This window comes from Butyricicoccus intestinisimiae (genome assembly GCF_018918345.1).
Lineage (GTDB): Bacteria > Bacillota > Clostridia > Oscillospirales > Butyricicoccaceae > Butyricicoccus_A > Butyricicoccus_A intestinisimiae.
On sequence record NZ_JAHLQI010000004.1, the window covers coordinates 19,918 to 37,720 of the forward strand.

Below are 17,803 nucleotides of genomic sequence, written 5' to 3' on the forward strand. Positions count from 1 at the left end.
TTCTTTTGAATTTTTTTTACAGAGGGGGAGAGACCGGAACATGGGGTTTGCATCAGGGATTTCCAAAATTCTTTACTTTTTCAAGGGTTGCGGTATAATGAAATCAAGAGATTGGGGAGGTATGCCGGATTCTCCGTTCGGTTTGGATTTTGTGGTTATATAATTTAAGAATAGTGATTATGTTTCCCTGCATTGTCCGTTGACAGAGAGTACAAAACATAATATAGGGAAGGAAAACCAATGAAAAATATATTGATTATTTCGAGCTCGCCGAGAAAAAAAGGGAATTCGCAGCTCTTGTGTGAGCAGTTCAAAAAAGGAGCAGAAGAAAAAGGCCATCAGGTGAAAATCGTACGCATCATGGAGCAAAATATAGGCTTTTGCAGAGCCTGTGACGGCTGTATGAGAAATGGCGGCACCTGCGTATTACAAGATGACATGGCTGAAATACTCAAAATGTTTCAGAAGGCAGATGTACTTGTGCTGGCCACTCCGGTATATTTTTATGGAATCAGTGCCCAAATGAAGACCTTTATTGACCGCACGTATCCTATCTGGCAGCATCTTGGCAAAAAAGAGGTTTACTATATTATATCAGCTGGTCTGGGTGAGGACATTATTGAGCGATCGCTCGGTGATCTGGATGGTTTTGTAGAGCATCTGGAAGAATACAAGATTGCAGGAAAGATATATGCGGCAAATGTGATGGAGGCAGGATTGGTTAAGAATCAACGTGTTTTCCAAACGGCCTATGATATGGGATGTTCTGTTTAACATGCTGTTTGAGGGAATCGGTTGGGTTTCAAAAACTGACGATTATACAGGCTAAAATGCGGTTCGTGAGACATTGGCGAGCTTCTCATCTTGACGCTCCGGCGGAGCAGAGATTCAGAAGCTCGCTTTTTTGTGCAATGCCTGCGGATAATATTGATTTGATTCACAGCCTGACATATAATGTAACTGTAAAAATGCGTCGGATAAAGAAAATAAGAGGTGAAATGGTACATGTTTAATCCTGGTTTAGAAATCGGGCAAATACTGAAAAATAGTGAAATTGTCGAAATCTTTAAGTGTGGTAATATGGGTGGTATGCGCCGATCAAAAACTACAAATACTTTGGTGATTGTTTCCGATTATACAAAGGGCATTTATCATGATAAATGGATTGGCGGTGTCCTCCACTATACAGGCATGGGAAAGTCTGGTGATCAGGATATTCATTGGGCACAAAATGCTACACTTGCAGCATGTGGTCAAAATGGCGTTGACGTTCATCTTTTTGAAGTTATAGATGCCGGCGACTATATTTATTGCGGCAGAATTGAACTTGTTTCAAAGCCTTATGTTGATGTACAGCCCGATATAGATGGAAATGACCGCAAGGTTTGGATGTTTCCGATACGTCCAGTGCCGGAAAATAATGTAAAAAAACCGGAGATGTTCGTATTTAAGGATATGGATGACTATAAGGCACGCGGCAAGAATGTCGATGCAGAGTACGTAACGCTGCTTGCCAAGAAGAAAAAGGTCAGAAAAAAAGCAGCTTCCAAATTGTCAACACCGATTCCTATGGTTGCGCCTGCTTCACCAAAGCCAGCAGTCGTTGTTCCGGCAAGTATACTTGGCAAGCGGGTCAAACATAAATCTTATGATGAAGGAATAATTACCGGAATTTCAAATGCCATTATCACTGTTTCATTCGATGACGTAGGCGAAAAGAAGCTGGGATATGAGATTTGTATCAAAAATAAGCTGATTGAGATTATATAAAGAAAGTTGCAGTTGAATTTTCGTTTGCACAAGTCGAAAACTATCGAATATATGGAAGTTTTGAACTTGCATTTCCGAAGTTTAAAAGAAAATTATAGTCCAAAACAGTTGAAAAGAAAGCGGTATGGAATATATAATGAAGTAGCGCCCGCCCAAAACAGCGCAAATTACGGCGTTTTAGGGCATTGCAGAAAGGAAAATTCCAATGATTAAAATACTTTTCGTCTGCCACGGCAACATCTGCCGCAGTCCGATGGCAGAGTTCGTGATGAAAGACATGGTGCAGGCGGCGGGGCTGCAGGACGAGATTTATGTCGAGTCTGCCGCGACCAGCACAGAAGAAATCGGCAATCCGGTCTATCCGCCTGCGCGGAGAAAGCTGGCAGAGCACGGCATTGGCTGTGCAGGCAAAACAGCGCGCCAGTTAAGACGGCAGGATTATGAAACCTTTGATTTGCTGATTGGCATGGATTCTGCCAATTTGCGTAATATGCGCCGGATGTGCGGCGGGGATGAAGAAAACAAAATCCATGCAATGATGGACTATACTGACCGACCCGGCGAGGTCGCTGACCCGTGGTATACCGGAAATTTTGAGGATACGTGGCGCGATGTCAATGCGGGCTGCCGCGGTCTGCTGGAACAACTGAAACGCGAGGCGCTGTAAATGCTGCATATGGAAAAATTAGATAACAATCCGGTTGTTCGTGATTTGCGGAAAACCAAAGAAATCTTGTGGCTCAATCCGGATCATGTTCCGTTTGCGCAGGCACAACTGGCATTGACCGCGGTGGATATAGATGACGCAGAACGGCGGCTGCAGCGCTTTGCACCGCTTATCATGAAGTATTTTCCGGAAACCATTCCGGCGCAGGGAATCATTGAATCACCGCTGGTTCGCATTCCGGATATGCAGCGCGATTTACAAGAAAAAGAACAGATGCCGATAGATGGAACGCTGCTGCTGAAGCAAGACAGCGATTTGGCAATCGCGGGTTCTGTCAAGGCGCGCGGCGGTATTTATGAAGTACTCAAACATACAGAGGAACTGGCATTGCGGCATGGATTGCTGCACGAACAGGATGTGAAAAACGGCAGCGCACAGGCATATGAAGCCTTGGCGCATCGCAAGGATTTTTTTCATCAGTATACCGTTCAGGTCGGCTCGACAGGAAATTTGGGCTTGAGCATTGGTATTATGAGCGCAGTGATTGGATATCAGGCGGTTGTGCATATGTCTGCCGATGCGCGGCAATGGAAAAAAGACCTGTTGCGCCAATATGGCGTCACGGTAAAAGAATATGAAAGCGATTATTCCAGTGCGGTGAAGCAGGGAAGAGCGCTGTCTGATGCCGATTCGAACAGCTATTTTGTAGATGACGAAAATTCAAAAAATCTGTTTTTGGGATATGCAGTTGCGGCAAAGCGGCTGAAAAAACAGCTGGAAACAATGGGACTTGCGCCGAATGAGCAGCGCCCGCTGTTCGTATATCTGCCATGCGGCGTCGGCGGCGCACCGGGCGGCATCACGTTCGGACTCAAGCAGGTATTTGGCGATGCAGTGCATTGCTTTTTTGTCGAACCGACGCAGGCACCGTGTATGCTGCTCGGCATGGCAACCGGATTAAACAATAGGATTTGTGTCAAAGACATCGGACTGACCGGCTTGACGCATGCGGATGGTCTGGCTGTTGGACGTCCGTTCGGATTTGTCGGCGGTGTGATGAAACCGCTGCTCAGCGGTATTTGTACGGTGGCAGATTTTCGATTATATCAGTATATGCGTGATTTGCTCAAAACAGAGAATATCTTTATCGAACCGAGCTCGTGCGCGGCGTTTGCGGGATTGCGGTATTTTTCGCAGCTGGTCATGCAAAAGTATCTCGAACAACATAACTTGATACAGCAGCTGCCGCAGGCGATTCACATCGCGTGGGCAACCGGCGGCGCGCTGGTTCCGGAAGAAATTCGTGAACAGTATCAACATACATATTTATAAAGAAATGCACAGAATACAAAAAAATCTCCCTTTGCTTGAAAGGGAGATTTTTTCTTTATACAGCAAGAATTAAATGCGCTTGCCGAGCTTTTCGCTCCACTGCTCGCGGAATTCTGCAAAGCGGCCTTCATCGAGCGCTTTGCGGATTTCCACCATCAGGTTGTTATAGAACCACAGGTTGTGCATAACCGTCAGGCGCTGTCCCAGCATTTCGCCGGACTTGAGCAGATGACGGATATATGCGCGGCTGTAATTCTGACAAACCGGACAATGACAATGCTCGTCAATCGGCTTGTCATCCAACTGATATTTGGCGTTGTTCAGATTGCGGATGCCGTCCCATGTAAACAGGTGACCGTGCCGCGCATTGCGGGTCGGCATAACACAGTCAAAGAAATCGACACCGCGCCAAACCGCTTCAATGATGTTGGACGGTGTGCCGACGCCCATCAGATAGCGCGGCTTGTTTTCCGGTGCATAGGGAACCACTTCATCGAGAATGTGGTACATGACTTCGGTGGATTCACCGACAGCCAAACCGCCGATGGCATAGCCATCCAAATCCAGCTCTGCGATGGCCTTCATATGTGCAACACGCAGATCGTCATAGGTGCCGCCCTGATTGATGGCAAACAGCATCTGCTTCGGGTTTACTGTGGTCGGCAGGCTGTTGAGACGAGCCATTTCTGCTTTGCAGCGATGCAGCCAACGGGTGGTGCGCTCGCAGGAAGCCTTGACGTACTCATACGGAGACGGATTTTCACAGCATTCGTCAAATGCCATGGCAATATCCGAACCGAGATTGGACTGAATCTGCATGCTTTCTTCCGGACCCATGAAAATCTTGCGTCCATCGACATGAGAAGAAAAGTACACGCCTTCTTCTTTAATTTTGCGCAGAGACGAGAGAGAGAACACCTGAAATCCGCCGCTGTCGGTCAGAATCGGGCCGTCCCAATTCATAAACTTGTGCAGACCGCCCATCGCGCGAACGACTTGATCGCCCGGACGAATGTGCAGATGATAGGTGTTGGACAGTTCAATCTGACAACCCAGATCCTTGAGATCCTGCGCGGAAACAGCGCCCTTGATGGCACCTTGTGTGCCGACGTTCTGGAATACCGGTGTCTGTACGGTGCCGTGTGCACAGGTAAATTCGCCGCGGCGCGCGCGGCCTTCTGTCTTGAGAATCTTAAACATGGTTGTCCTCCTTGTTGGTGTAAATCAGCATGGAGTCACCGAAGCTAAAGAAACGGTATTCCTCCTGAACAGCTACTTTATATGTGCTCATAATCATATCGCGCGATGCGAAAGCGGAAATCAGCATCATCAGTGTGCTTTCCGGCAGATGGAAATTGGTCACAAGGCAATCAATAGCTTTGAACTGATAGCCCGGATAAATAAAGATATTGGTCCAGCCGGAGCACGGACGAACAGAACCGTCCTCTGCGGCAATGGTTTCCAGTGTGCGTGTTGCTGTCGTGCCGACAGCGAAAATACGGCCGCCGTTTTTGCGGGTATTGTTGATAATGGCTGCGTTTTCCTCGTCCAGCATATAAAATTCAGAATGCATCACATGCTCGGAAACATCCTCGACCTTGACCGGACGGAAGGTTCCCAGACCGACATGCAGTGTCACATAGGCGATATTCACACCCATGTCTTTGATTTGCTGGAGCAGTTCCGGTGTGAAGTGCAGACCGGCAGTTGGTGCGGCGGCAGAACCCGGCGTCTTGCTGTAGACGGTCTGATAGCGTTCTGGATCTTCCAGCTTTTCCTTAATATACGGCGGGAGCGGCATCATGCCCAGTTCTTCGAGAATTTCCAAAAAGATGCCTTCGTAATGGAAACGAATGAGACGGTTGCCGCCGTCCGGCAAAATATCCTCTACGGTGGCGGTCAGCTTGCCTTCGCCAAAGCTCAGCTTGGCGCCGACACGGCATTTCTTGCCCGGACGGGTCAGACATTCCCATACACCGTCGCCCTTATCCGTCAGCAGAACCAGCTCAATCGGATAACCGGTGTCCTCGCGGACACCCAGCAGACGAGCCGGAATGACACGGGAGTTGTTGAGAACCAGCGTGTCGCCAGCTCGCAAGTACTCCGGCAGATTGTAAAAATGTCGGTGCTCAATGGCACCGGTGTCCTTGTTCAGTGCCAGCATGCGAGAAGTATCTCGCTTGTCGAGCGGCGTCTGTGCAATCAGACGTTCTGGTAAATCGTAATAAAAATCGCTTGTTTTCATAATTTCGGCGCGAATACAGCGCACCAGCCTCCTTATCCCCGTACAGCAGGTTGCTTCCTGCTCGGAATGATACGAATAACATCATAGCGGATGGGGGAGAGAAAATCAAGGGCAATAGCGCACAAATCTGTCGCTGCGCGACATCTCTCCCAGAGGGAGAGACAAGTTTGAATTGTGCGTCAGGGTAAACGTTGCGCACCGGCTTCTTGGCTCTCCCCTTGGGAGAGCTGGCATTTGCGAAGCAAATGACTGAGAGGGCAAGCACGCAAACAAGTCTGCTCAGGGCAAATCTTATGCGTATCTTGTCAATCTGACAAAACTCCCTCAGTCTTTGCCTGCGGCGAATCCAGCTCCCTCAAAGAAGGAGCCTGCCCTCTCTGTCGCTGCGCGACATCTCTCCCAGAGGGAGAGACAAGTTTGGTTTGTGCGAGACAAAAGCCTTCCTCCCTGAGGAAGGTGGCACGGCGTAAGCCGTGACGGAAGGAGCAGCACACTGGCAGGTCTGCATCAGGGCAAACGACTGAGAGGGCAAGCACGCAAACAAGTCTGCTCAGGGCAAAACTTATGCGTATCTTGTCAATCTGCAAAACTCCCTCAGTCTTTGCCTGCGGCAAATCCAGCTCCCTCAAAGAAGGAGCCTGCCCTCTCTGTCGCTGCGCGACATCTCTCCCAGAGGGAGAGACAAGTTTGGATTGTGCGTCAGGGTAAACGTTGCGCACCGGCTTCTCGGCTCTCCCATTGGGAGAGCTGGCATTTGCGAAGCAAATGACTGAGAGGGCTGGAGACTTAACAATCCAGACAATTTTGCATATAAAAATAGAACCGTCCATCAAGAACAGTTCTGCATGATAGTTCAGATTATAAATGATACCATTCAATTAAGGAGTTTACATTGGAATCATCTGCGCCGTACTTGAAGCGCATCATATCCGCGAGCGTGTGCGCGATGTCTGCGAGGTCTGCGCTCACGAACGTATCTGCCCAATCCGAGGAGCTAAGATAGAAACGAGCACAATAAATCTTGTTTGCGAGTTGGTCAAAGATATAGTAATCATCACTGCCATGTTCTAATGCCACTGGTTACACCTTCTTATATACGCCTATTACACGTATTATACGCTTATATGATAATGTTTGTCAAGCCAAGATTTGTATAAACTAAGCCTAGGAGGCGGAGTTTATGCAGAAGAAAAAAGAGATCAATATAGAAGTAGGACACAGAATACAGCTGTCTCGTGAGCGTGCAGGGTATACGCAGGAACAATTTGCTGAATTAATAGATGTAGGTGTACAACACGTATCGAATATCGAGCGTGGGGCGGTCGGCATTTCCCTGACGGCGCTCAAAAAGACCTGCGAGATTTTAGGCGTATCCGCGGATTATCTGCTGCTCGGTGGGAGCGCGTCGGAGGACGGCAACGTGTTATTGCAGCAGCTGCGCGAGCTTCCCGTCGAACAGGGCGTGCTGGTCGAGCGCGGCATTTCGCAGATGCTGTCCGCGCTGGAGCTTGCCAACGACAAAAGAGCGTAGCACGGGCTTGCTGTTTGTGGAAAGACACTTGTTCATCGGGAAAAAACAAAACCGCACGAAAGAAGGGCGGGAAAATTCCGTCGTTTTGTGCGCTTTCCTCGTCAAATCGCCTTGACAAAGCAAATTGTCCCGTGCTAAAATGAAAAAAGCATAAATTGTCTAGTACGATTGAGGCGCGGCCGACATAAGTATGGTTCAGGAGAAGGCGAATCCTTCTGTGAAAGGGCTGGAAAGGGGATGGCCGCCGAAGAGGATGCCAGATTCGCGGGTGTCTGTCTGGACGGGCACGAGAACATCTGTCCGGCTGTCACCGGTTCGCCCGTGATGCGCTATCGCTACTTTGCACTGCTGCAGGGCAGTGAGCTGTTTCGCATCATCGGCCGGTTTCTACCGACCGATTTTTTATTGTATGTGCGGGAAAATCGGGACGATGTGTGCTTTAATTGGTATATGTCATTTTGAGCAATTGCTTTTCAGGAGGAAATAACAACGATGAAGAATTACAAGGTCGGCATTATCGGCGCAACCGGTATGGTTGGTCAGCGCTTTGTGACCCTGCTCGCAAATCACCCGTGGTTCACCATTACCGCTATCGCTGCAAGCGGACGCAACAAGGGCAAGACCTATGCGGAAGCTGTAGAGGGTCGCTGGAAGATGAGCACGCCGATGCCGGAGAGCGTAAAGGACATGGTTCTGTACGACGCAGAAAACGACGCAGAGGAGTTTGTTTCCAAGGTTGATTTCACGTTCTGTGCAGTAAACATGAAGAAGGACGTCATCCGTGCACTGGAGGAAAAGTACGCAAAGCTGGAGTGCCCGGTTGTTTCCAACAACAGCGCACACCGCTTCACCAAGGACGTTCCGATGATTATTCCGGAAGTAAACGCTGAGCACGTCGAGATTATTCCGGCACAGCGCAAGCGTCTGGGCACCAAGCGTGGTTTCATCGCTGTTAAGTCCAACTGCTCGATCCAGTCCTATGTTCCGGCTCTGACCGCTCTGCAGGAATTTGGCATTGAGAAGGTCGCTGTCTGCACCTATCAGGCAATTTCCGGCGCCGGCAAGACCTTCGAGACTTGGCCGGAAATGGTAGACAACGTTATTCCGTACATCGGCGGCGAGGAAGAGAAGTCTGAGAAGGAGCCGATGAAGGTTTGGGGCTCCGTACAGGGCGACGAGATCGTATCCGCTGCTGAGCCGGTTATTTCCGCACAGTGCCTGCGCGTGCCGGTAAGCGACGGCCACACCGCTGCTGCGTTCGTCAAGTTTAAGAACAAGCCGACCAAGGAGCAGATTCTGGAAGCTTGGGCAAATTACAGCGGCCGTGCACAGGAGCTGAACCTGCCGAGCGCACCGAAGCAGTTCCTGCATTACTTTGAAGAGGATGACCGCCCGCAGGCTCGCCTTGACCGCAATCTGGAAGGCGGCATGGCTGTCTCTATCGGCCGTCTGCGCGACGACGTAATCTTTGATTATCGTTTTGTCAGCCTGTCCCACAACACCCTGCGCGGTGCCGCTGGCGGCGCTGTTGAGCTGGCAGAGCTGCTGTGCGCTGAGGGCTACATGGACTAAAGTATTCTCTGATTCTGAAATAGAGATATATGGTTTGATTGGAGGGAAAACCTATGAAGAAGCCGATTTTTACCGGCGCTAACGTTGCTATTGTGACTCCGATGACGGAAACCGGTGTCAATTATCCGGAATTCCGCCGCTTCATTGATGACCAGATCGCTCGTGGTATTGATGCTATTACCATCTGCGGCACCACCGGTGAGGGCTCGACCCTGACCGACAAGGAGCACAAGGAAGCCATTCAGTTTTGTATCGACCATGTCAATGGCCGCGTTCCGGTTATCGCAGGTACCGGTTCCAATGACACGAGATATGCCATTGAGCTGGGCAAGTTTGCATCGCAGGCAGGTGCAGATGGTCTGCTGACCGTTACCCCGTATTACAACAAGACCACCCAGCAGGGTCTGATTAAGCATTTCTATGCGCTGGCTGATGCAACCCCGACTCCGATCGTTGTTTACAATGTACCGAGCCGTACCGGTATGACCATTAAGCCGGAGACCTATTTTGAGCTGTCCAAGCATCCGAACATCAACGGTGCAAAGGAAGCATCCGGTGATTTCTCCCTGCTGGCAGAGGCAATGCGCCTGTGCGGTGACAATCTGAACTTCTGGTCCGGCAACGATGATATGATCGTTCCGCTGATGGCTATGGGCGGCAAGGGCGTTATTTCCGTTCTGGCAAACGTAGCGCCGGACGTTGCGCACAACATTGCGCAGCTGTGTCTGGACGGCAAGTATGCGGAAGCTCGTGAGATGCAGATCAAGTATCTGGATCTGATTAACGCTTTGTTTGTAGAAGTAAACCCGATTCCGGTTAAGATGGCTGTTCGTATGCTGGGCTGGGATGTCGGCGAGCTGCGCATGCCGCTGTGCGACATGAGTGCAGAGCACACTGAGATTCTGCGCAAGGCCATGACCGAAGCAGGCTACGCACCGGTAAAGTAAGGAGATATAAGGATGTTGAAAATCGGACTTTGCGGCTGCAACGGCCGCATGGGCAAGGTCATTACGGATATTGTCTCCAAGAAAGAAAACATGCAGATTGTGGCAGGCTTTGATGCGTATACTGAGAAGCTGGCAGACTATCCGGTCTATGCAGACCCGCATGAGTTTACCGGCGCCTGTGACGTCATCATTGACTTTTCCAACGTTTCTTCGCTGGATATGCTGCTGGATTACTGTGTGAAAACCAAGACACCGGTTATTTTCTGCACAACTGGCTATGATAAGGAGCAGCTGGCGAAAATTCGAGAAGCATCTGCCGTCATTCCGGTATTCCGCTCCGGCAACATGTCCATCGGCATCAACTTGATGATGGATCTGCTGCGCAAGGCGGCAACGGTGCTGGGCGATGGCTACGATGTAGAAATTACTGAGAAGCATCACAACCAGAAGCTGGACGCCCCGTCCGGCACGGCGCTGATGCTGGCAGACGCTGTCAGCGAAGCACTGCCGTATGATGCAGAATATGTGTACGACCGTCACGAGCGCCGCATGAAGCGCCCGCAGAATGAAATCGGCATTCATTCGGTGCGCGGCGGCACGATTGTCGGCGAGCACGAAGTGCTGTTCGCAGGCCGCGATGAGCTGATTGAAATTCGTCACGTGGCACTGTCCCGTGAAGTGTTCGCAGTCGGCGCAGTAGATGCCGCTGCATTCTTGGGCACACAGAAGCAGCCGGGCATGTACGACATGTCGGATGTTATCGCTGCCAAGTAAATTTGCATAGCAAAACACCCTGCTGTTCCGGTTTCCGGAACGGCAGGGTGTAGTTTTTTTATTTACGGTTTGAACGGACAGAAAACTCAGTCGCGAATCTTGATGTGAACCTCGCGCAGCTGATGCTCGGTGATTTCGCCCGGAGCGCCGCACATCAAATCCTGTGCGTTGCCGTTCATCGGGAATGCGATGACCTCGCGGATGTTCTCCTCGTTGCGCAGCAGCATAATCATGCGGTCAACGCCCGGTGCCATGCCTGCATGCGGAGGTGCACCAAACTGGAAGGCATTGTACAGCGCGCCGAACTTCTCCTTGAGATCTTCTTCGGTGTAGCCGGCAATCTCAAATGCCTTGACCATGATTTCCAGATCGTGGTTACGAACAGCACCGGAGGACAGCTCCACGCCGTTGCAGACAATATCATACTGATATGCCAGAATCTCGGTCGGATCCTTGGTATTCAGCGCTTCCAGACCGCCCTGCGGCATGGAGAACGGGTTGTGGGTGAAGATAATCTTCTTTTCTTCCTCATCAAACTCGAACATCGGGAAATCGTTGACGAAGCAGAAGCGATATGCGTTCTTCTCGAGCAGATCCAGACGAGCGCCCAGCTCATTGCGCAGCTGACCTGCGTAGTTTGCTGCCTTGCTCTCGCGGTCAGCGATAAAGAAGATGGTGTCGCCAGCTTCCAGACCAGCCAGCTCTGCGATTTCAGACTTCATGTCGTCCGGAATGAACTTGTCGATCGGTCCCTTGTAGGACATGTCGTCCTTGACCTGCAGGTAGCCCAGACCGCCCATACCGATGGACTGTGCATACTTCAGCAGCTTCTCATGGAAGCCCTTGGACATGTTCGCATGAACCTTGATGGCACGAACCGTCTTGCCGATGAACGGCTTAAAGGTGCAGCGGGAGAAGAACTCGGACAGGTCAATGATGCGCAGCGGGTTGCGCAGATCCGGCTTGTCGGTACCAAACTCCAGCATAGCCTGCTTGTAGCTGATGACCGGATACGGAGCAGCGGTGACAGCAGCGCCTTCCGGAGCAAACTTCTCAAACGTAGCGGTCAGAACCTCTTCGCCTGCACGGAAAACATCTTCCTGCGTAGCAAAGCTCATCTCAAAGTCCAGCTGATAGAACTCGCCAGGAGAGCGGTCAGCACGTGCGTCCTCATCGCGGAAGCACGGAGCGATCTGGAAGTACTTGTCAAAACCGGATACCATCAGCAGCTGCTTGTACTGCTGCGGAGCCTGCGGAAGCGCGTAGAACTTGCCCTTGAACTTACGGGACGGAACCACGTAGTCACGCGCACCTTCCGGAGAAGAAGCGCACAGAATCGGGGTCTGGATTTCCAAAAAGCCCATGTCTGTCATCTTCTGACGCAGGAACGAGATAACCTGAGAGCGGAATACAATGTTGTCCTTGACCTTCTTGTTGCGCAGGTCGAGGTAACGATACTTCAGACGGACATCCTCACGGATTTCCTTCGAGGTCTGAATTTCGAACGGCAGCTGACGGTGCACCTTGCCCAGCATGGTAACCGTGTGTGCCTCCAGCTCGATGGTGCCGGTCGGAATCTTCGGGTTGTAGGTTTCCTCATCGCGGTGCTGAATCGGGCCTTCTACGGAGATGCAGTCCTCCTTGTTGATGCCCTTGAGCAGGGAGGTGTCGCGCATAACAACCTGCATGGTGCCGTACATGTCGCGCAGGTCGATGAAGGATACACCGCCGTGGTCACGGATGTTTTCTACCCAGCCTGCGATGCGCAGGGTGGAGCCGACATCTGCTTCCGTGATGACATTCATTGTCTTGTTGCGATAAACATTGGATGTGTTCATGGTTTGAACTCCTTTCATATGATTGATTTTTCGGGAAAAAAGCATAAAAAAACTGCTCGCCCCAAACAATTGGTTCAGGACGAACAGTATACTGTCCGCGGTACCACCTGATTTACCGGAAAAAGCCGGTCACTCAAGAGAGCCGTTTGTCGCACGGCAGGTCGGCGCACCTACTGATCGGAAACATTCCCGAAGGTTCAGATTGCGGCTGATAAAGTGTTCTTCGCGCTCATTCAATTCTGCGGAGTTCGCACTGTCCTCCGCTCACTGGAAGCGATAAAGAGCGTTACTTTTCTTCGTCATCGCCAATATTCTTCATTATTATATGGTATAACACGGCGGATGTCAACCCGAATACCGCATCAAAAAGCACAGACTGTGCGATTCCCGTTTGGGAATTTTGATGGAGCGGCGTGCTGATGACGCAGATAGGTGAGCAGGCTGAGCTGAGACGAATCAACGGGCGCGCCGAAGCTGTTGAGCTCGCACAGAGAGATGGTCTTGTTGACGCCGTGATAGTCGCTGCCGCCGCTGATGAACAGATGATGCTTGCGCGCCTGCTGTAATAAAAAGTCGATTTCCTCCCGATTGTAGCGGGAATAATAGCATTCCAGACCTTGCAGACCGCATTGCAGCAGAATATCCAGCTGTTTGGTGAACTCCTCCGGTGTCAGATGCCGTTCGCCTTCGCCGCCGAGCGGGTGCGCCCAAACGGCGGTTCCGCCGGATGCCCGTATAGCTGCGATGGCTTTGGCGGCTTCTACCTTGTCGTTCGGGGTGCGCAGGGTCAGATACTTGTCCATGACCTCCTGTATGGTTGTGCCGTAGCCGAGCGCAATCAGCGCTTTGGCAAGGTGCGGTTTTCCCACACTGGTCATTTGATAAAAGGAATCCTGTGTCTGTTTGGAAAAAACGATGCCGAATTTTTCTTTCAGGTAGTCCAAACGGAGCCGGAGCTTTTGCATGCGCTTGTCATGTCCTTCGAGCAGGACGTCCTGAAACGTGGGGCATGCGGCGTCATAGCAGTATCCGAGAATATGACATTTTTTATACGGGGTAAAGCAGGAAAACTCTACGCCGGGGAAAAAGTGCAGACCGGTCAAATCCAATGACTGCATGTGCAGCACGCCGTCAATGGTGTCATGATCGGTCACAGAAAAATAGGTGATTTGATTGGTTCGAATGGTTGTCAGCAGCTGCTCCGTCGAGTCGGAACCGTCGGAATATAGCGTGTGAATATGCAGGTCTGCACGGGACAAAATCACTGCCTGCCTTTCCTATATTTTATGTGTCTAGTTAGTATAGCACAAACGGCAGGCAATGTATAGAGACAGTTTGCGGAAAAGAAAAAGCACAGAAACCGATGTTTCTGTGCTTTTTATGGCGGAGAGTTAGGGATTTGAACCCTAGAACGGCTCATCACCGTTACACGATTTCCAGTCGTGCGCCTTCGACCACTCAGCCAACTCTCCATCACTATTTGGTTGTCCGCCTCTCAGCGACGAAATTTATTATACCGCGTGCGGGACAGAAAGTCAAGCATTTTTTTGAGAAATTTTGCAAAAAAATCCGGACAGCAAAAAACAGCAGCGGTAAGCTGCTGTTTAAAAGGATTATGCCTTGCGAATCAGATAGAAGTAGTCGCAAGCGGCGCCGACGGCACCGGTCTGCACGTTGACGACACCGTGGGTTTCGGTCTCAACGGCATTTGCCTTGCGCGTCTCGTTAGCAGTCCACTTGGTTTCCGTCCAATACGGATCAACGGCGGTAATCACAGAGGCATCGCCGGATACCAGTGCGACAAAATGACCGTTGTCTGCAAACAGTCCGGTTGCACCGCCGGATGCACCGCTGGTGTGCGCGAGTGCCATGCCGCCTTCGGCCAGACACTGCTGCAGTTCATCCATAGAATTGGAGTACTGATAGGTGAAGCCGCCCCACTTGGCAGCGGCGGCGTCCAGCATCTTGAGCGGATCGGTGCCGCCGTCGTAGCGCGCGCCGGATTCCGTGGCAAGTGCACACATGTTTTCCGATGTGGCATCGGTGATGCCGCACAGATTGCGCAGGATGTTGGCAACGCTGACCGGACAGCAGCCGGAGGTATAAATGGTTGCGCCTGCCGGTCTGCCGTCCTTGGTCATATACGGCGTGTCCGGATGATTGGTCTGCAAATCATACACCGGTGTTGTGACCGGAGGAGCGGATTCGGCAGGTGCCGCCGTGCTGTCCGTTGTGTCTGCTGCGGTGTTGGCTGTATCCGCCGAAGTGTCGGTGGGCGTGGATTTGGCTGCCGGTGCGGCGTCATCGGTGGAGACAGAGGCATCTGCGGCGGAAACCGCCTGTGCATCTGCACCGGTCTGCTCGGTCAGGGACGGGGCAGACGGGTCTGCGGCCGGCTGGCTTGCGTAAATCTCGTCCAGCTTTGCCGGAGAGATGGCAGCCTGAGAAAATAACTCTTTATCTATGGAAATAGACGGGTCACCGGCTGCGAATGCGGCGGCAGCGGTGAGCGTACCCAGAATACAGATGGAAGAAACGGTTCGGATCAATTTTTTAGATAAATCCGTTGTCATAAAAATCTCCTTTCTTAACAATAGATTACAAACGTGAAATTGTTTTGTAATCAAATTGTAATTTATTTTATTCGAAAGCACAGGAGATGTCAAGGGAAAAATGGAAAAAACAAAGAAGTTTCACGAAAAATTCATGAAAATCATACACAAATCGGGATTTTTTGGCGGTTCTGACAAGGTTTTGGCGCCGAAAAGTAGAAAACAAAAAGACTTGAAGCGAACTTCAAGTCTTTTTGTTATGGCGGAGAGTTAGGGATTTGAACCCTAGAACGGCTCATCACCGTTACACGATTTCCAGTCGTGCGCCTTCGACCACTCAGCCAACTCTCCATATGGTTGCCGAAGAAGGATTCGAACCCTCACAAACAGAGTCAGAGTCTGTCGTGCTACCCTTACACAATTCGGCAATATTGGTTGCCGAAGAAGGATTCGAACCCTCACAAACAGAGTCAGAGTCTGTCGTGCTACCCTTACACAATTCGGCAATGTCTTTTGTTGTGTGTCGTTTCTTGCGAACCAACGAATATTATTATACTCATGTTGGGGTAGAATGTCAAGAAAAAATCCAAAAAAATTTATGAAAAATTTGCACAAAAAAAGAGAAATTTTGATGAACCTGAGGATGGAAAAAGCATAAAAGACAGGGTATAATAAATCACGATACAAAAAAGACAAAAATCTATGTATGAATCTGTTTCGACGTTATTTTGGAGGAACTCATGGTAAGAAATGATTTAAGAAACATCGCAATCATCGCGCACGTTGACCACGGCAAGACAACGCTGGTCGACCAGATGCTGAAGCAGGGCGGTGCCTTCCGTGCCAATCAGGTAGTGGAGGAGCGCGTCATGGACAGCAACGATCTGGAGCGTGAGCGCGGCATTACGATTCTGGCAAAGAACACTTCTGTACATTATAAAGATACGAAGATCAATATTGTAGACACCCCGGGTCACGCCGACTTCTCCGGCGAGGTCGAGCGTATCCTGAAGATGGTTGACGGCGTTATCCTGCTGGTCGATGCATTTGAGGGCCCGATGCCACAGACCCGTTTCGTTCTGGAAAAGGCGCTGGAGTTTGGTCACAAGATTATTATTGTTATCAATAAGATTGATCGTCCGGATGCCCGTCTGGCAGACGTCGGCGATGAGGTTCTGGAACTGCTGCTGACGCTGGACGCTTCGGATGAGCAGCTGGACAGCCCGATTCTGTACTGCTCCGGCCGCGACGGCACGGCAAGCCTGTCTCCGAACACGCCGGGCAAAGATCTGACCCCGCTGTTCGAGACCATTCTGGAGCACATTCCGGCACCGCACGTGGACACCGACGGCCCGCTGCAGATGCTGGTATCCTCGATTGACTACAGCGATTATGTCGGCCGCATTGCCATCGGTCGCGTGGAGCGCGGCACGATGCGCGTTGGTCAGGAACTGATGGTTTGCAACTATAATCATCACGACAAGCCGTACAAGGCAAAGGCTGTATCCATGTATACCATTGACAGCTTGGGTCACACACCGGTAAATGAAATCTCTGCCGGCGACATTGTTTGTGTATCTGGTATTGAAAACGTCACCATCGGCGATACGCTGTGTGATGTGGAAAACCCGAAGCCTCTGCCGTTCGTTAAGATTTCCGAGCCGACGGTAGAAATGTATTTCTCCGTCAACAATTCTCCGTTTGCCGGCCGCGAGGGCAAGTTTGTCACCTCCCGTCAGCTGCGTGAGCGTCTGCACCGCGAGCTGCTCAAGGACGTATCGCTGCGCGTACACGAGACCGACAACACGGATACCTTCCGCGTAGCAGGCCGCGGCGAGATGCATCTGTCCATTCTGATTGAGAACCTGCGCCGCGAGGGCTACGAATTTCAGGTAGGTGCACCGCGCGCCCTGTTCAAGACCATTGACGGCAAGAAGTACGAGCCGATTGAGCGCATGGTGGCAGACGTTCCGGCGGACGCTGTCGGTTCCGTTATGGAAAAGATGGGCGCTCGAAAGGGTGAGCTGCAGCACATGGCACCGCAGGGCGACCGTATGCGCGTCGAGTTCCTGGTTCCGGCACGCGGTCTGTTCGGCTACAAGACCGAATTTTTGACCGATACCAAGGGCGAAGGCATCCTCAGCTCGGTATTTTATGATTACATGCCGTACAAGGGCGAGATTTCCAAGCGTTCCACCGGCTCGCTGATTGCCTTTGAGACCGGCACGGCTGTCGCTTACGGTCTGTTCAACGCACAGGAGCGCGGACAGCTGTTCATCGGACCGGGCACGGAGGTATATGAAGGCATGATTATCGGTATGTCCCCGAAGAACGAGGACATGGCTGTGAACGTCTGCAAGAAGAAGCAGCTGACCAACATGCGTTCCGCAGGTGCAGATGATGCACTGCGTCTGGTTCCGCCGCGCAAGATGTCCATTGAAGAAGCAATGGAGTTCATCGGCGATGACGAAATGATTGAAGTAACTCCGGAGAGCATTCGTATGCGCAAGGCAATTCTGTCGAATACCGAGCGTATGAAGAAGCTGAAGGGCAAGTAAAAAAAGGAGTGTTTTGT

The 17,803-nt window shown here is 50.9% G+C and carries 15 protein-coding genes, 4 tRNA genes and 1 riboswitch; of the genes, 9 read left to right on the top strand and 10 right to left on the bottom strand.

The annotated features are described in order from the left end of the window. Positions 1 to 240: 240 nt before the first annotated feature. The 4 genes from KQI75_RS08295 to KQI75_RS08310 all read left to right on the top strand — a co-directional run bounded on the left by KQI75_RS08295 (position 241) and on the right by KQI75_RS08310 (position 3,769). Positions 241 to 774 carry a flavodoxin family protein gene (locus KQI75_RS08295; RefSeq protein WP_216470281.1) on the top strand — a complete coding sequence of 178 codons (534 nt, stop codon included), beginning with the start codon at positions 241 to 243 and terminating at the stop codon, positions 772 to 774. Positions 775 to 1,005: 231 nt separating this feature from the next. Beyond that, positions 1,006 to 1,770: an HNH endonuclease gene (locus KQI75_RS08300; RefSeq protein ID WP_216470282.1), complete on the top strand. Its 765-nt coding sequence runs from the start codon at positions 1,006 to 1,008 to the stop codon at positions 1,768 to 1,770. A 205-nt stretch (positions 1,771 to 1,975) separates the two neighbouring features. After that, a complete protein-coding gene (locus KQI75_RS08305; protein ID WP_216470283.1) occupies positions 1,976 to 2,437 on the top strand; it encodes a low molecular weight protein-tyrosine-phosphatase in 462 nt (153 codons plus the stop codon). Then, positions 2,438 to 3,769, top strand: coding sequence for a D-serine ammonia-lyase (locus KQI75_RS08310; RefSeq protein ID WP_216470284.1), 1,332 nt, complete (start codon positions 2,438 to 2,440; stop codon positions 3,767 to 3,769). Positions 3,770 to 3,838: 69 nt separating this feature from the next. Here KQI75_RS08310 and tgt read toward each other — a convergent pair whose 3' ends face one another. From tgt to KQI75_RS08325, 3 genes are all read right to left on the bottom strand, one after another. Beyond that, positions 3,839 to 4,969: a tRNA guanosine(34) transglycosylase Tgt gene (gene tgt / locus KQI75_RS08315; protein ID WP_216470285.1), complete on the bottom strand. Its 1,131-nt coding sequence runs from the start codon at positions 4,967 to 4,969 to the stop codon at positions 3,839 to 3,841. Then, positions 4,962 to 6,014 (bottom strand): tRNA preQ1(34) S-adenosylmethionine ribosyltransferase-isomerase QueA, encoded by a 1,053-nt coding sequence (queA, locus tag KQI75_RS08320; protein ID WP_216470286.1) that lies wholly within the window; start codon positions 6,012 to 6,014, stop codon positions 4,962 to 4,964. The genes tgt and queA overlap by 8 nt, the downstream gene beginning before the upstream one ends. 858 nt (positions 6,015 to 6,872) lie before the next feature. Then, positions 6,873 to 7,091 (bottom strand): hypothetical protein, encoded by a 219-nt coding sequence (locus KQI75_RS08325; protein WP_216470287.1) that lies wholly within the window; start codon positions 7,089 to 7,091, stop codon positions 6,873 to 6,875. 103 nt (positions 7,092 to 7,194) lie between these two features. On the opposite strand from KQI75_RS08325, the gene KQI75_RS08330 reads away from it, so the two are divergent. From KQI75_RS08330 to dapB, 4 genes are all read left to right on the top strand, one after another. Continuing rightward, positions 7,195 to 7,545: a helix-turn-helix domain-containing protein gene (locus tag KQI75_RS08330; RefSeq protein ID WP_216470288.1), complete on the top strand. Its 351-nt coding sequence runs from the start codon at positions 7,195 to 7,197 to the stop codon at positions 7,543 to 7,545. 160 nt (positions 7,546 to 7,705) lie between these two features. Then, positions 7,706 to 7,885, top strand: a riboswitch (Lysine riboswitch). 152 nt (positions 7,886 to 8,037) lie between these two features. Further along, entirely contained in the window at positions 8,038 to 9,117 is a 1,080-nt protein-coding gene (gene asd / locus KQI75_RS08340; RefSeq protein WP_216470290.1) for an aspartate-semialdehyde dehydrogenase, read from the top strand. Between the two features lie 53 nt (positions 9,118 to 9,170). Beyond that, positions 9,171 to 10,064 (top strand): 4-hydroxy-tetrahydrodipicolinate synthase, encoded by an 894-nt coding sequence (gene dapA, locus KQI75_RS08345; RefSeq protein ID WP_216470291.1) that lies wholly within the window; start codon positions 9,171 to 9,173, stop codon positions 10,062 to 10,064. Positions 10,065 to 10,076: 12 nt separating this feature from the next. Further along, positions 10,077 to 10,838, top strand: a complete 762-nt coding sequence (dapB, locus tag KQI75_RS08350; RefSeq protein ID WP_216470293.1) for a 4-hydroxy-tetrahydrodipicolinate reductase — start codon at positions 10,077 to 10,079, stop codon at positions 10,836 to 10,838. Positions 10,839 to 10,924: 86 nt separating this feature from the next. Here the strand turns inward: dapB and aspS are convergent, their stop codons facing one another. The 7 genes from aspS to KQI75_RS08385 all read right to left on the bottom strand — a co-directional run bounded on the left by aspS (position 10,925) and on the right by KQI75_RS08385 (position 15,734). Next, entirely contained in the window at positions 10,925 to 12,676 is a 1,752-nt protein-coding gene (gene aspS / locus KQI75_RS08355) for an aspartate--tRNA ligase (protein ID WP_216470295.1), read from the bottom strand. A 362-nt stretch (positions 12,677 to 13,038) separates the two neighbouring features. Next, positions 13,039 to 13,941, bottom strand: a complete 903-nt coding sequence (locus KQI75_RS08360; RefSeq protein ID WP_216470297.1) for a PHP domain-containing protein — start codon at positions 13,939 to 13,941, stop codon at positions 13,039 to 13,041. Between the two features lie 116 nt (positions 13,942 to 14,057). After that, a tRNA-Ser gene (locus KQI75_RS08365) sits at positions 14,058 to 14,148 on the bottom strand. A gap of 141 nt (positions 14,149 to 14,289) precedes the next feature. After that, positions 14,290 to 15,249 (bottom strand): hypothetical protein, encoded by a 960-nt coding sequence (locus KQI75_RS08370; RefSeq protein WP_216470299.1) that lies wholly within the window; start codon positions 15,247 to 15,249, stop codon positions 14,290 to 14,292. Between the two features lie 239 nt (positions 15,250 to 15,488). Next, positions 15,489 to 15,579 (bottom strand) — tRNA-Ser (locus KQI75_RS08375). A 3-nt stretch (positions 15,580 to 15,582) separates the two neighbouring features. Beyond that, a tRNA-Gln gene (locus tag KQI75_RS08380) sits at positions 15,583 to 15,656 on the bottom strand. 4 nt (positions 15,657 to 15,660) lie between these two features. Next, positions 15,661 to 15,734, bottom strand: a tRNA-Gln gene (locus tag KQI75_RS08385). Positions 15,735 to 15,968: 234 nt separating this feature from the next. Here KQI75_RS08385 and typA point away from each other — a divergent pair. Then, positions 15,969 to 17,786 carry a translational GTPase TypA gene (gene typA / locus KQI75_RS08390; RefSeq protein ID WP_216470301.1) on the top strand — a complete coding sequence of 606 codons (1,818 nt, stop codon included), beginning with the start codon at positions 15,969 to 15,971 and terminating at the stop codon, positions 17,784 to 17,786. The last annotated feature ends 17 nt before the right edge of the window (positions 17,787 to 17,803 follow it).

Bases quoted from the DNA above. Each gene is read 5' to 3' on its own strand.
- aspS (WP_216470295.1), bottom strand. From the start codon at position 12,676: ATGAACACATCCAATGTTTATCGCAACAAGACAATGAATGTCATCACG.
- KQI75_RS08300 (WP_216470282.1), top strand. From the start codon at position 1,006: ATGTTTAATCCTGGTTTAGAAATCGGGCAAATACTGAAAAATAGTGAA.
- KQI75_RS08305 (WP_216470283.1), top strand. From the start codon at position 1,976: ATGATTAAAATACTTTTCGTCTGCCACGGCAACATCTGCCGCAGTCCG.
- queA (WP_216470286.1), bottom strand. From the start codon at position 6,014: ATGAAAACAAGCGATTTTTATTACGATTTACCAGAACGTCTGATTGCA.
- dapA (WP_216470291.1), top strand. From the start codon at position 9,171: ATGAAGAAGCCGATTTTTACCGGCGCTAACGTTGCTATTGTGACTCCG.
- asd (WP_216470290.1), top strand. From the start codon at position 8,038: ATGAAGAATTACAAGGTCGGCATTATCGGCGCAACCGGTATGGTTGGT.
- dapB (WP_216470293.1), top strand. From the start codon at position 10,077: ATGTTGAAAATCGGACTTTGCGGCTGCAACGGCCGCATGGGCAAGGTC.
- KQI75_RS08310 (WP_216470284.1), top strand. From the start codon at position 2,438: ATGCTGCATATGGAAAAATTAGATAACAATCCGGTTGTTCGTGATTTG.
- KQI75_RS08330 (WP_216470288.1), top strand. From the start codon at position 7,195: ATGCAGAAGAAAAAAGAGATCAATATAGAAGTAGGACACAGAATACAG.
- tgt (WP_216470285.1), bottom strand. From the start codon at position 4,969: ATGTTTAAGATTCTCAAGACAGAAGGCCGCGCGCGCCGCGGCGAATTT.
- KQI75_RS08370 (WP_216470299.1), bottom strand. From the start codon at position 15,249: ATGACAACGGATTTATCTAAAAAATTGATCCGAACCGTTTCTTCCATC.
- KQI75_RS08295 (WP_216470281.1), top strand. From the start codon at position 241: ATGAAAAATATATTGATTATTTCGAGCTCGCCGAGAAAAAAAGGGAAT.
- typA (WP_216470301.1), top strand. From the start codon at position 15,969: ATGGTAAGAAATGATTTAAGAAACATCGCAATCATCGCGCACGTTGAC.